Source organism: Flavobacterium sp. CR10 (genome assembly GCF_055814415.1).
The window spans coordinates 2,367,648-2,381,314 of sequence record NZ_CP185985.1 but is presented as its reverse complement, the minus strand read 5'-3'; the positions used below and the strand labels follow the sequence as shown (position 1 = coordinate 2,381,314).

Annotated in this window: 10 protein-coding genes; 2 read left to right on the top strand and 8 right to left on the bottom strand. The window is 34.4% G+C overall.

Annotation, left to right across the window (positions count from 1 at the left end; all coding sequences use genetic code 11):
- Positions 1 to 79 precede the first annotated feature (79 nt).
- The 3 genes from ACNRYB_RS10575 to ACNRYB_RS10565 form a co-directional block, all read right to left on the bottom strand.
- Positions 80 to 2,161, bottom strand: coding sequence for a protein-disulfide reductase DsbD family protein (locus ACNRYB_RS10575; protein WP_473730025.1), 2,082 nt, complete (start codon positions 2,159 to 2,161; stop codon positions 80 to 82).
- A complete protein-coding gene (gene tilS / locus ACNRYB_RS10570; protein ID WP_473730024.1) occupies positions 2,161 to 3,471 on the bottom strand; it encodes a tRNA lysidine(34) synthetase TilS in 1,311 nt (436 codons plus the stop codon). Before tilS ends, ACNRYB_RS10575 begins: the two co-directional genes overlap by 1 nt.
- Positions 3,472 to 3,691: 220 nt before the next feature.
- Complete coding sequence (locus ACNRYB_RS10565; protein WP_473730023.1) at positions 3,692 to 4,978, bottom strand: anthranilate synthase component I family protein; 1,287 nt, start codon at positions 4,976 to 4,978, stop codon at positions 3,692 to 3,694.
- A gap of 298 nt (positions 4,979 to 5,276) precedes the next feature.
- Here ACNRYB_RS10565 and ACNRYB_RS10560 point away from each other — a divergent pair, with 298 nt between their 5' ends.
- The gene (locus tag ACNRYB_RS10560; protein ID WP_129749145.1) at positions 5,277 to 5,651 is read left to right on the top strand and encodes a DoxX family membrane protein; all 375 of its coding nucleotides are present in this window, start codon (positions 5,277 to 5,279) and stop codon (positions 5,649 to 5,651) included.
- A 53-nt stretch (positions 5,652 to 5,704) separates the two neighbouring features.
- Here the strand turns inward: ACNRYB_RS10560 and ACNRYB_RS10555 are convergent, their stop codons facing one another.
- The 3 genes from ACNRYB_RS10555 to ACNRYB_RS10545 all read right to left on the bottom strand — a co-directional run bounded on the left by ACNRYB_RS10555 (position 5,705) and on the right by ACNRYB_RS10545 (position 8,620).
- Complete coding sequence (locus ACNRYB_RS10555; protein WP_473730022.1) at positions 5,705 to 6,247, bottom strand: lipocalin family protein; 543 nt, start codon at positions 6,245 to 6,247, stop codon at positions 5,705 to 5,707.
- 148 nt (positions 6,248 to 6,395) lie between these two features.
- The gene (gene lpdA, locus ACNRYB_RS10550) at positions 6,396 to 7,799 is read right to left on the bottom strand and encodes a dihydrolipoyl dehydrogenase (RefSeq protein WP_111365430.1); all 1,404 of its coding nucleotides are present in this window, start codon (positions 7,797 to 7,799) and stop codon (positions 6,396 to 6,398) included.
- 362 nt (positions 7,800 to 8,161) lie between these two features.
- Positions 8,162 to 8,620: an Lrp/AsnC family transcriptional regulator gene (locus ACNRYB_RS10545; RefSeq protein ID WP_473730021.1), complete on the bottom strand. Its 459-nt coding sequence runs from the start codon at positions 8,618 to 8,620 to the stop codon at positions 8,162 to 8,164.
- Positions 8,621 to 9,001: 381 nt separating this feature from the next.
- On the opposite strand from ACNRYB_RS10545, the gene ACNRYB_RS10540 reads away from it, so the two are divergent.
- The gene (locus ACNRYB_RS10540) at positions 9,002 to 10,252 is read left to right on the top strand and encodes an aminotransferase class I/II-fold pyridoxal phosphate-dependent enzyme (protein ID WP_473730020.1); all 1,251 of its coding nucleotides are present in this window, start codon (positions 9,002 to 9,004) and stop codon (positions 10,250 to 10,252) included.
- A gap of 158 nt (positions 10,253 to 10,410) precedes the next feature.
- Here ACNRYB_RS10540 and ACNRYB_RS10535 read toward each other — a convergent pair whose 3' ends face one another.
- Both ACNRYB_RS10535 and ACNRYB_RS10530 read right to left on the bottom strand, forming a co-directional pair.
- The gene (locus ACNRYB_RS10535) at positions 10,411 to 11,505 is read right to left on the bottom strand and encodes a DUF695 domain-containing protein (protein WP_473730019.1); all 1,095 of its coding nucleotides are present in this window, start codon (positions 11,503 to 11,505) and stop codon (positions 10,411 to 10,413) included.
- Positions 11,506 to 11,654: 149 nt separating this feature from the next.
- A complete protein-coding gene (locus ACNRYB_RS10530) occupies positions 11,655 to 13,589 on the bottom strand; it encodes an amino acid permease (protein ID WP_473730018.1) in 1,935 nt (644 codons plus the stop codon).
- Positions 13,590 to 13,667 lie beyond the last annotated feature (78 nt).

Genomic DNA, 13,667 nt, shown 5'->3' with positions numbered 1-13,667 from the left:
GCTTTCGTTTGAATTAATTTCAACCCCCAAGAAAATATTTATTTTTTTCGAATAAAGCTTTTAAACTATATCTAAACTTTTATTTAAAATTAGAAATTCCTTCTTTCAGCCATTGCAGATATTCTTCTGTACTTACATAACTGATTGTTGGCTTTGTGCTGTTTAAATTATTTCCTTCTAAATCGGTAATAACATACAAAGGTTGTGTATTTGTTTTATATTTAGAAATCATAAAATCGGTCCATTTATCTCCAACTGTAATGATTTTATCTCCCGCTTCAGTTGTAAATTGCTCTTCTTTTGGCAATTCACGTTTATCATCAACATAAAGCGAAATTAAAACTACATCATTTTTAAGAATTGGCAAAACTGAAGGATCTGACCAAACATTGTTTTCCATCTTTCTGCAGTTCACGCAAGCGTAACCTGTAAAATCAAGCATAATGGGCTTATTAATTTCTTTTGCATACGCTAATCCATCTTCGTAATCATGAAAAACCATAATTCCGTGAGGCCCTAATTCAGCACCTTCTGGCATACCTTTAATAGATCCTGCCGAAACCGCTCCGTTTCCTGAACCTCCAACCCCAAACGGACTTTCGCTATATTGTGGCGGCGGCGGGAATGCACTGATTAATTTTAAAGGCGCTCCCCAAAGTCCAGGAATCATATAAATTGTAAAACTTAAAACAAGTAATCCTAATGATAATCTTCCGACTGAAATATGATGAGTTGGGCTATCGTGCGGCAATGTAATTTTTCCGAATAAATATAATGCAAGAGTTCCAAAAATAGCAATCCAAATCGCTAAGAAAACTTCTCTTTCTAAGAAATGCAATTGTAAAACCAAATCGGCATTTGACAAGAATTTGAATGCTAATGCCAATTCTAAAAATCCTAAAACAACTTTTACAGTGTTTAGCCATCCGCCAGATTTTGGTAACGAATTCAACCACCCCGGAAACAATGCAAATAACATAAATGGCAAAGCTAATGCTGAAGAGAATCCTAACATTCCAACAATTGGCGCAATTCCTCCATTTGAAGCTGCTTCAACCAACAATGTCCCTACAATTGGCCCTGTGCACGAAAACGACACGATTGCCAAAGCCAAAGCCATAAATAATATCCCAACCAGACCACCTTTATCTGCTTGCTGATCAGCTTTGTTTGCCCATGAATTTGGAAGCATAATTTCGAATGCTCCTAAAAATGAAACAGCAAAAATGACTAAAATCACGAAGAAAATAAGATTGAACCAAACATCTGTCGATAACGCATTTAATGCATCTGCACCAAATATTTTGGTTACAATCAATCCTAAAATTACATAAATCGCAATGATTGATAATCCGTAAAAAATAGCATTTCTAATTCCTTTTGCTCTGCTTTTACTTTGTTTTGTAAAAAAGCTCACTGTCATTGGAATCATTGGGAAAACACATGGCGTAAATAAAGCTGCAAAACCACCTAAAAATGCAAGAAAAAAGATCGACCATAAACTTCTAGAAGGAGCTGGCGCTGGAATTTCTGCAGCAGCTGTTTCGGTTGTTTTATCTGCTTTTGGCTCTACAACTTCTTCTTTTTTTACCGTATCAACTGCTAGACCAACTACTTTTGTTTCGTCCAACTTAGCCTCTGAAACAACTGGAACTTCGTTCATTTTAAATGTTGAAGGAACAGCAATCGAGAATTTCTTGCTTGAATTGATACAAACTTCTTTACAAACCTGAAAATCAAAATCTACATCAACCGTTTTTAAATTTGGGTTTATGATTTTTATTTCTTGTTCAATATGTGCCTTGCCTTCAAAGAAAGTTTCATCTACACCAAAAACATCATTAAAAGCTGTTCTTGTTTTACCTTCTTTGGCTTTTCCAACCAACTCGTAATTTCCTTTTTGGTTTTTAAACGAAATTTCCAAAGCAAGCGGTCCGCCGTCTGGAGTAAACTGAGAATACATATGCCAGTCTTTTTCGATCGTTCCATCAAAAATTAGAATAACCTTATCTCCTTTTTTCTCCATTTTAGAAGTCCATTTTACAGGTTCTAAAATTTGAGCGTTACTTGCTAATGTAAAAAAGAAAAAGAGTAAAAAAACAGTTATTTTATTCCAGATACTTTTCGAAGTTATCGACTGATGGGCTTGTGTAAAGTTCATTATATTAATTCTATTTTTAGTATTTTATTTGTGGCTTTTTCTATTTTAAAACGTTCGTCTTGTCTCATTCCGACTACCCAGACTATTTCATTTTCTGAGCATAAAATCCAAGTTTTCTCCTTTTCGATCAAGGATAGTTTTTCATCTTTAAAAAGTTTACTTACTTTTTTTGATTTTCCATGCATTCCAAAAGGCTGAAAAACATCGCCTTCTTTCCATTTACGCAAAATCAATGGATAACGGATTTTATCAGAATCGACAAATATAACCTTATTTGAACCGAATGTTGTGTGACCTACGTTACAAAGACTCATTTTTAAGGGAAAATTAACTTCTGTATCGTTTTCACTAATTTCATATTCGTCTTTTTCTGATGTTTCAGAAAACGGACTTAAAATGAGTGTTTCTCTATTTTTTAGCAATCTAAATTCCTCAGAAAAAACTTGTTTGCCAGATTGCCCTTCGACCAAATCATAAATATCATTCCATGCCGAAAAACCAAATTCTTTCAGCCATTGGTACAAATACGATTTATAATTAGGAAGTTTTTTTAACTGATTTAAATCAAAATGAATATCATCTCCTTCTTCTTTTGCCACTTGCTGATAAACAATAATTGACGCATCTTCAACCATTTCTTTTGATTCTTGAAGAAAAGATTGCGTTTTCTGAAAAGCATCCAAAAAATTCGGATTGATTTCTTTTAAAACCGGAACCAAATTATGACGGATTTTATTTCTAAGATATTTTGTAGAAGCATTACTGCTGTCTTCTCTCCATTCTATCTTATTTTCTTCTGCATATTTCAGAATTTCTTCTCTTGAAAAAGGCAATAGTGGACGAATAATTCTATCATTTTGTTCGGGAATTCCAGTCAAACCTTCTAAACCGGTTCCGCGAGTTAAGTTGATGATAAAAGTTTCCAGATTATCGTCGGCGTGATGCGCTGTCAGAATATAATCAAAGTTTTTTTCTTCTAAAAGTTCATAAAACCAGCTGTAACGCAATTCTCTTGCTGCAACTTGCGTAGAGAGCTTATAATCTTTAGCAAAAGCTTCAGTATCAAAATGAGTAGTAAAAATTGGAATATTATTTTGATTACAGTAATTCTGAATAAATTCTTGATCTCCAAAACTTTCTAATCCGCGAAGCTGGAAATTGCAATGCAAAACAGCAATTTCATAAGGCAGTTGATGCAACAAATGCAACAAAACCATACTGTCTAACCCGCCACTTACAGCCAGAAAAAGCATTTTTTCGGCCAAAAAGGGAAATCTGGATACGATATGATTTTGAAATTTTGAAAACATCTGATAAAAGTAAAAAATTAAATTCGATCTATTTTTAAACGAAATGTTAAGCGTTGTTTTTTTGCCACGAATTGCGCGAATTTGCACGAATTATTTTTTTGCCACAGATTAAAAGAATTTACACAGATTTTTTTAATCATTTTAATCTGTGGCAATATTTTTTCACCTTGAATTGAAGAAAAAAAATTAGTGCAAATTCGCGCAATTCGTGGCAACTTTTTTATCGCAAAACTTCGTGCATTGCTTTTGCCTTCAACAAACATTCTTCGTATTCTTTTTCTGGAATTGAAAGCGAGGTTATGGCGCTACCAACCGAAAAAGAAACATACTTATTTTCCTGATTGTATAAAATACTTCTGATTACGACATTAAAATCAAAATCGCCTTCTGGGGTAAAATAACCAACTGCACCGCTATATAATCCTCTTTTGGTTTCTTCTAGATTTTCAACAATTTCCATTACCGAAATCTTTGGCGCACCAGTCATGCTTCCCATTGGAAAAGTTGTTTTCAAGACATCAACTGCAGAAAATTTAGAATCTAATTTTGAAGTCACCGTAGAAATCATTTGATGTACTTGCAAAAACGAATAAATTCCGCAAAGCTCTTCAACCTCGACAGAACCCTTTTGCGCAGTATGCGATAAATCATTTCGAACCAAATCGGTTATCATGATATTTTCAGCTCGTTCTTTGGCATCAGAAGCTAAAATATTTTTTGATTTTTCGTCTTCAGCTAGATCAGCAAAACGTTTTGAAGTTCCTTTAATGGGCTGCGAAATTATCTTTTCTCCCTCTTTTTTCAAATAACGTTCTGGTGAAGCTGAAAGCAAATAATTTTTGTAATTTTTAAAGAAAACCGAAAATGGCGCTTGTGAAATCTCATTCAGTTTCTGAAACTTTTCTAACGGATTTATAACTGCATTTTCAGCATAAAACTCCATACAGAAATTGGCTTCGTACATATCACCAATATGAATATGATGAAGCATTTGATTTACTTTTTCAACATACAATTCTTTCGAAATGCGTTGCTTCACTTCGACTCCGCTCAGTGTGACAAATGTTTCGGTCTCAATTTTTAAAATTTCTTCAAAATCTTCTTCAAGTTCATCATCGCAAAGCAATAAATACTGGATTTCGAGTTCATTCCCTTTTAGCATAAAAACTTTTTTAGGCTGAAAGAAAAACAAATCAGGAAAGTTCAAGCCATCAAAATTATGCGACTGAAGGTTTTCTATATCGTTCTTTAAATCATAAGAAAGATATCCAAAAAGCCAGTCTTTTGTGTTTTGCTGATATTGTTTTAAATCTTCAAAAGCGTTGTAATAATCTGTTTTTAAAGAAGTAAAGGCATCAACTGCCAAAATACAATCAAAACTTGAATACTGCTGCGGATAAGAATTACTGTCTAAAAAAACGACTTCACGAAATTGCTGCGCCCAACTTAAAAGCTGCTCTTTAAACAGTTTTGGATTGGCAATATTTTTACGGATAGAAACTCTCAAAAATGGTAATTTTAAAGGTCAAAATTACGACAAAAATCTTTCATTAACAGAAAACAAAAAAATATTCAAATGATTCGAATTACATTGCAAAACTGTTAAAAAGACATTCATTTTATAAGAAAAAATTCGTTATATTTGATATACAATTAGATTAATCCCAAAAGAGCATTAATTTAATTATAAGATCCTTAAAAAAGAACCTCAAAAAAAATAATTTGCGATTCTAATTTAAGCCTATAGATTGTTTCTTTTCCAATAACTTAATTATGTTTTTTAACCTTAAAAAATCCTAAGTATTATGAAAATTGCCACAATTATTGTCCGCGTTTTAATTGGCCTTTTGCTACTGTTTGCCTCTATCAGTTATTTTTTCCATCTCATGCCCGAACCAGAAACTACGGGAAACTTTAAGGCTTTTAACGTAGGTTTAATGGCTTCCACGTATTTAATGCCACTGGCAAAATCTATCGAGTTATTGTGTGGAATTGCATTTGTGACTGGGCGTTACGTAACTCTAGCAAACATCTTGATCTTACCCATTACGGTAAATATTTTGTTCATCAATTATTTCCTTACTCCAGATGGTCTGCCAATTGCAGCTCTTCTTTTCTTAGGAAACCTTTTCTTGATTTACAGATACTGGGATAATTACAAAAGTGTTTTTACAGCATAAATCATTTGCAAATTAAACAAAAAGCCCGTCAGAAAATCTGACGGGCTTTTTGTTTAATTTGTTCTCTCATGCTTAACCCAGACTAAATCGGTAACATTATATCCAATTTCCTGAGCTTTGATAAGAAAATCTGCTTTTATACTTTCTGGAATTGTTTTTTCTCGAGAAAGTACCCACATATATTTTAAACTCTCTCCAGCTACAAGTGCATATTTGTAATCAGAATCGATTGCTACGACATTGTAACCAGAATAAAAAGGACCAAAAAATGAGACTTTCAGCATACCAATGTTGTCCTTTTTGACAAATCTAGCTTTCCCGACACTTTGTTCCCACTTGTCTTTTTTGACATTATAGCCCTTATTATCGACTTTTATTGTTTTATCTTCGTTTAAAGAATATTCGGCAGTTACATTGTCTAGATCTCTTTCCCACTTATAATCCATTCTGGCAATTTCGTACCACTTTCCGAGATATTTTGCGCTGTCAAAGTTTGTTACAGCTTTTGCATTTTTTGGAATTCCGCCTCCGCAAGAATACAATGCGAATCCAATTCCCGCTCCAATCAAAATCGGAACTACATATTTAGTTTTCATGACACTATCTTTTTAATTATCATAAAGATAGCGACTAAAACATACATCTAATTTACAAAATTATTTTTGATTATTATATTATAGGGAGCATAAAAAAACCGTCTCGTTTTTTAACGAGACGGTTTGTAAATATGATTTAACGTAAAAATTATACGTGTAAAGCTCTATTTTCAGTTGCTGCCAATGCTGCTTCTTTTACCGCTTCCGCGAAAGTTGGATGCGCATGGCTCATTCTTGAAATATCTTCAGCAGAAGCTTTAAATTCCATTGCAGTAACCGCCTCAGCAATTAAATCTGCTGTACGAGCACCGATCATGTGAACTCCTAAAACCTCATCTGTTTTCTCATCAGCTAAGATTTTTACAAATCCATCTAAGTCAGCACTTGCTCTTGCACGTCCTAAAGCTTTGAATGGAAAACTTCCTGATTTATATTTTACTCCTGCAGCTTTCAATTGCTCTTCTGTTTGTCCAACTGCAGCAACTTCTGGCCAAGTGTAAACTACTCCAGGAATTAAGTTATAATCGATATGCGGTTTTTGGCCTGCTAAGATTTCAGCAACCATTACTCCTTCTTCCTCTGCTTTGTGTGCTAACATTGCTCCACGAACAACATCTCCAATAGCATAGATATTTGGAACATTAGTTTGCAAATGATCATTTACTTCAACTTGCCCTCTATCTGAGATTTTAACTCCAGCCTTGTCAGCGTTTAATCCGTCTGTGTAAGGACGACGACCAACAGAAACTAATGAATAATCGCCTTCAAGAGTGATAGTTTCTCCTTTTGCATTTTCGGCCTGAACTACAACAGCATCACCGTTTCTTTCAACTGATTTTACTTTATGAGAAACGTAGAATTTCATTCCTTGTTTTTTCAACACTTTAGTTAATTCTTTAGAAAGAGCTCCATCCATTCCAGGAATGATTCTGTCCATGAATTCAACTACAGAAACCTGAGCTCCTAAACGAAGGTAAACTTGTCCAAGCTCGATTCCGATAACTCCTCCACCAATAATTACTAAGTGTTTTGGAACTTCTTTTAAAGCCAAAGCTTCAGTAGAAGTGATGATTCTTTCTTTATCAATTTTAATGAATGGCAGAGAAGATGGTTTTGATCCTGTAGCGATTACAGTATATTTTGCTTCGATAGTTTCAGATGTTCCGTCAGCTTTTGCAATAGCAATGTGAGTTGCATCTACGAAAGAACCTAAACCATTGAAAACAGTAATTTTATTTTTATCCATTAGGTAGTTGATTCCACCTACAGTTTGATCTACAACAGCTTGTTTGCGCGCGATCATTTTCTCTAAATTGATTTTTACATCACCAGAAACTTCGATTCCGTGATCTGCAAAATGAGCGATTTCTGAATAATGGTGAGAAGAAGATAATAATGCTTTTGAAGGAATACAACCTACGTTAAGGCAAGTTCCGCCTAATGAATTATATTTTTCTACAATTGCAGTTTTAAAACCTAATTGTGCGCAACGAATTGCTGATACATATCCTCCAGGACCTGAACCTATAATGACTACGTCAAATGAACTCATAGTATTTTGTTTTTATTTTAGCGGTTACAAAATTAAGCAATAAAGTTCTGTTTGAGGTTTAATTTTCAATGTTTTTTGTGTGAAATTTTGGAGGAAGGTTTTCTGCCACAAAGGCTAGAAGACGCAAAGTTTTTTTGTTTTTCAATTAAACTATCGGAAGCAAAGTCGCAAAATTTATACGCAAACTTGTCATCCTGAGGAACAAAGGATCACACTAGAAGCTCCGCATGCAAAATCGCTAATCTTTGTAGAGTTTCGGGTGTGATCCTTTGTTCCTCAGGATGTCAAACTGTACGTTAGACGCACTGCAGTGCGTCTCTACAAAAAAACTTAGAACCTCAGCAACTCAGAACCTTAGCATCTTAGAAAGAAATCACCGTCGAGTTCTTCACTTCACTAATCATAAACATGCTTTGCGTACTACCTATATGCTGTAACGACGTTAGTTTTGTTACTAAAAATTCTCTGTACGCTTCCATATCTTTTACGAGAACTTTTAGAATATAATCGTAATCGCCGCTTACGTGATGACATTCTAAAACTTCGTTTAGTTTGATTACTTCGCTTTCAAATTTGGTTAGAAATTCTTTTGTGTGTTGAATGAGTTTTAAATGGCAAAAAACCACAAATCCTTTTTCAATTTTGGATTTATCGACTAAAGCGACGTAGTTTTTTATAATGCCTTCCCGTTCTAGTTTTTTGATTCGTTCGTAAACTGCGGTTACAGATAAATTCAGTTTTAAAGACAATTCTTTATTGGTCTTTTTACTATCGGTTTGAAGTAAAACCAGAAGTTTCTTATCTATAGCGTCTAAAGTCATTTTTGCTTGTTTTTGCAGGTGAAAGAAAATCTATTGATTGGATTTTCTCAATTCAAATTTAGATTAAAAATCATTACAAACACATTTATATAGTTTTAAAATCTAAATATTCAATTCTTAGTTGATTAATTTTCTTATTAAACATTATTTTGACTAGAATTTCTTTTGAAAACGAGTGCCTAGCCCAGATTGAAGTGGAAAGCCCGGAGTAAAAAAGGCATTAGTTTCTTGTTTTAAAAAAGCGACCAACGGAAGCTCTTTTTAGAACATTAGAAACTTTGCATTTTTTATGAGGACTTGAAACGGAAAGCTGGAATTGCTTCTAAACAATAATATTAACCATGAGAATGAGATTGCTTCGTTCCTCGCAATGACATAAAAATGAAAAACTTCAACCCAGCAGATAAAATTCAGGATTTGCAATATTTTGGCGAATTTGGCGGTGTGAATCCGTCGATTTCTGATTCATCGACTTATACTTTTCTTTCGGCTAAAACCATGTTTGATACTTTTGAAGGCAACATGGAAGGCTGTTATTTATATTCGCGTCATTCATCTCCTAGTAATTTATACTTAGATCAGGCCTTAGCAGCAATGGAAGGAACGGAAACAGCAAATGTGTCTGCTTCAGGAATGGGAGCTATTACTCCTACTCTATTGCAATTGTGCGGTGCAGGCGACCACATTGTTTCAAGCCGAACGATTTATGGCGGAACTTACGCTTTCTTGAAAAACTTTACGCCAAGATTCGGCATTGAAACTAGCTTTGTTGACATCACAAAACTGAATGCTGTAGAAGCTGCAATCACACCTAAAACTAAAGTTTTGTATTGCGAAACGGTTAGTAATCCGCTTTTGGAAGTAGCCGATATTTCTGGTTTGGCTAAAATTGCTAAAAGACATAATTTGAAATTGGTTGTTGACAATACGTTTTCACCATTATCGGTTTCTCCTGCAAAATTAGGTGCTGATATTGTAATTCATAGTTTGACAAAATACATTAACGGAAGCAGCGATACGGTTGGCGGTGTGACTTGCGCTTCTAAAGAATTTATCAATTCGCTGAAAAACGTCAATTCGGGTGCGAGTATGCTTTTAGGACCAACGATGGATAGTTTGCGTTCTGCAAGTGTGATGAAAAACCTTAGAACACTTCATATCCGAATTAAACAACACAGCCACAATGCGCATTTTCTGGCTGATATGTTTGAAAAAGATGGTTTAAAAACGGTTTATCCAGGATTGAAAAGTCATCCGAGTCATGAATTATACAAAACGATGATTAATCATGAATATGGTTTTGGTGGAATGCTGACGATTGACGTAGGTTCTTTAGAAAAAGCTAACGAATTAATGGAATTAATGCAGGAACGAAACTTAGGCTATCTAGCGGTAAGTTTAGGTTTTTATAAAACGTTATTTAGCGCGCCTGGAACTTCAACTTCTAGCGAAATTCCGTTAGAAGAACAGAAAGAAATGGGATTAACCGATGGATTGATTCGTTTTTCTATTGGTTTGGACAACGATATTCAGCGCACTTACGAAATGATGAAAGCTTGTATGGTTGAACTTGGAGTTTTAAAAAAAGATTCTAAGGTTCTGAGTTGCTATCCCGATAGCTATCGGGACTAAGTTTTTTTTACTTCCCTATAAATAAGAAACATCACTCTATAAATAAATTTGCACATTTTTTTTAGATTGTTTTGAATCCGCTGGAGAGCTTTTCTCTAAGCGGATTTTTTTTGGAAATTAAAAAGCCGTTCTAAAATCTTAGAACGGCTTTTTGCACTTTATCTTGGCTCAAAATGTCTAAACGATTGCCAATATTTGTCTTTGTAGATTTCGTAACTTATTTCAAAAACTCCACTATATTTTTTAATTAATTCATCGGCAATTTTTGATGGTTTTCTAAAGTCTTTGCAAGTAAAAAAGATTTCTCTTTTATTGTTTGCGGTTTCTCTTCCCACATTTAAATAGCCTTCGGAATCTGGTAAACTGTATACAATCTCTTCTTCGATTTCATCCAATAGTTTGTATGTCTTTTCATCTGGTAATCCGCCATTATCGCAATCATCAAAAGGAACAGCCACTATAAAAACCCATGGATGTGATGCTTTTTTGTCCCACTCAATAATTGTGGTATTGATCAAAGCCAAAACGATTGAACCATCTTGCTTTTTACCTTCAAAATTAGCATAACTGTCATTCTCCGTATTATGTCTAGTTCCTTCGTATTTCTCAACAAATTCTTTTTCTCTCCAAATTAAATAATCTTTTAATTTTTCAATCGGTATTAACTCTTCCGAAGTTTGTTCTGGTCCTGCAACTACAAGATTATCAATTAAGGTAACAGAATGCAGTTCGCCCAAATAATTATCCAGAAAAATATAAACTCCGTTAGCTATATTAGATTTTTTCTCTTCAATAAAATGATCATAAACAATTACTAAATCTATTTCGTCTGGATAATCTTCGTGAACACGAGGATAAAATTTCAGGTTTTCTTTACTGAATTCAAAATCCTGATAAGTAATGCCTATATTATTGACATCCGAAGCCGGTTTTAGAGCTGTAAATTTCCAACCGTCAATTTTAGGAGCGTTCGCAACCAATTCTTCTATAGCGTAAATGTTTCTAATTGCTCCATCTGGCGTCAAAACCAATTCAGCGGTCTGATCATCAAACATTCCGGTAAGGAAATAAATTCCTTCGTGTATTTCATCCAGCTTTGGAGCTAGTTTATCAAAAAAACCTTGATGTATATTTTCTCCGCTTTGAACCGTTTTAAAAAATGCTTTTTCATTTGCTGAAAACCAATTCCAGAAATCATTATAAGATTGTATTGGAGCTTCTTTTTTGCCCAATATTTTATCGAGAAAACTCATGTATTGCTTATTAAAATTTAAAATTTCACTAGAAACAAACTTAAGGAAAAGCGTTTTTAAAACATAGGAATATTTCTATAAAATATCAAGAATGCAAAAAGCCGTTCTGAGTACTTCAGAACGGCTTTTTATAGTATTTAATTTTATTTTTATCTAATATTTTCGGTATTCAGCTTACTATTTTTTCTACTGTAAGTAAAGTAAATTAGTAATCCGATGATTAACCAGATTGTAAAATAAATCCAGTTCCAAACGCTTAACTCTGCCATCATATACAAACAGCAGATTAATCCTAAAAGCGGAATTAAAGAAAGGTTTTTTCTGAAAGCCCAAACCGCTAATCCAACCAAAACGAATAAGAATATCCACATTGGAATTTTGTGTTTAAACAAACCAAAACCAGACTCATATTTTGCAGAATCAGCAATTGGAAGACCTTTTACAACCTCAGCATATTTGGCTTCATCATCCTGATATTGTCCTAGTAAATGTTCTAAATCTGAAGTTTCGGCAGTTTTATTGTTGACTTCGATACTTTCTAGATATTTGAAAACCTTATCAGATTCTGATTTATCTAAAGAAGTTACAATCGAAGTAGCATCGTAAATCTGTGGATCGTTATTGATAAACGCCATAGTAGCTTTATTGTTGAATGCAAAAGCATAATACAATCCAGCAATCATTAAAACAGGCAAAATGAATTTTGAATTGATATAAGGCGTTTTAAATTTTCCTCTAGGAATTTCAGGTTTGTTCTGCAATACTAGAACTCCTGCACAAACCAATACAAAGGCAAATAAAGTCCCGATACTGCATAAATCGGTTACCATTGTAAGATTTAAAAATAATGCTGGAATTGCTACCACAAAACCTGTAACTATAGTTGCAAACGAAGGCGTTTTGAATTTTGGATGAACCGTAGAAAATTTCTTTGGCAATAAACCATCACGGCTCATACTCATCCAGATACGAGGCTGTCCCATTTGGAAAACCAATAAAACGCTCGCCATTGCTACTACTGCACTAACAGCGATAATTCCAGACATCCACTTTAAGTCTAATTTATCGAATACAAATGCCAAAGGATCTCCAACGTTTAATTCGTGGTATTTTACCATTCCGGTTAAAACCAAAGCAATGGCAATATATAAAAGTGTACAAATAATAATGGCCCACATCATACCGCGCGGTAAATCTCTTTGCGGATTTTTACATTCTTCTGCTGTTGTCGAAATCGCATCAAAACCAATGTAAGCGAAGAATACTGCTGAAACTCCTTTTAAAACCCCGCTAACTCCATTTGGCGCAAACGGACTCCAGTTTGCAGTATCTACATAAAATATTCCAACTGCAATTACTAAAAGCACTACGCAAAGTTTTACGACAACCATTAAGTTGCTTGCGTTACGAGATTCTTTCATCCCTCTATAAACCAAAGCTGTAATCAAAATAATGATGAATAAAGCTGGTATATCGGTTACAAAATGGAAAGATCCTATTGTTGGTGCTGTGGTCCAAGCTGTGTGTGCCTGTTGTAACGCAACACTTAAATTTTCGAATGATTTTCCGCCTCGCATTAAAGCTTCGGCATCCTTAAAACCGTTTGATGCAGTTAAGTAATCCATTTGGATCCATTGCGGTAAATGAATCCCGCCACTCTGGAGAAGTCCCGTAAAATAATCACTCCACGATATGGCTACGGTTATATTTCCAACGGCATATTCCATGATTAAAGCCCAACCGATAATCCAAGCAATTAATTCTCCAAAAGCTACATACGAATAAGTGTATGCGCTTCCAGAAACTGGGACCATCGAAGCAAATTCTGCATAAGCAAAAGCGGCAAAACTACAGGCTAAAGCAGTAAATAAGAATAAGAAAATAACCGCTGGTCCACCGTCTGCACTGGCTTTTCCAATGGTGCTAAAAATTCCTGCTCCAACGATAGCTGCTATTCCAAAAGCCGTTAAGTCCTTAGTTGTCAAATGTTTTCCTAAGGCATTATGACCGTCTGTTTCGTTCTGTGCAACCTGCTTCAGAATATCCTGTACTGTTTTCTTTCGGAATAAACTTGAAAATGCCATATAATGTTTTGCTGTTATAAATTAATTTAATTCAGTGCTTTTTGTTTTATTTTGCAAATAATGCAAAAATTATCCTGA

Excerpts from the sequence above, each read along its gene's own strand:
- ACNRYB_RS10575 (WP_473730025.1), bottom strand. The coding sequence starts at position 2,161 with ATGAACTTTACACAAGCCCATCAGTCGATAACTTCGAAAAGTATCTGG.
- ACNRYB_RS10540 (WP_473730020.1), top strand. The coding sequence starts at position 9,002 with ATGAAAAACTTCAACCCAGCAGATAAAATTCAGGATTTGCAATATTTT.
- ACNRYB_RS10545 (WP_473730021.1), bottom strand. The coding sequence starts at position 8,620 with ATGACTTTAGACGCTATAGATAAGAAACTTCTGGTTTTACTTCAAACC.
- ACNRYB_RS10530 (WP_473730018.1), bottom strand. The coding sequence starts at position 13,589 with ATGGCATTTTCAAGTTTATTCCGAAAGAAAACAGTACAGGATATTCTG.
- tilS (WP_473730024.1), bottom strand. The coding sequence starts at position 3,471 with ATGTTTTCAAAATTTCAAAATCATATCGTATCCAGATTTCCCTTTTTG.
- ACNRYB_RS10555 (WP_473730022.1), bottom strand. The coding sequence starts at position 6,247 with ATGAAAACTAAATATGTAGTTCCGATTTTGATTGGAGCGGGAATTGGA.
- ACNRYB_RS10535 (WP_473730019.1), bottom strand. The coding sequence starts at position 11,505 with ATGAGTTTTCTCGATAAAATATTGGGCAAAAAAGAAGCTCCAATACAA.
- ACNRYB_RS10560 (WP_129749145.1), top strand. The coding sequence starts at position 5,277 with ATGAAAATTGCCACAATTATTGTCCGCGTTTTAATTGGCCTTTTGCTA.
- lpdA (WP_111365430.1), bottom strand. The coding sequence starts at position 7,799 with ATGAGTTCATTTGACGTAGTCATTATAGGTTCAGGTCCTGGAGGATAT.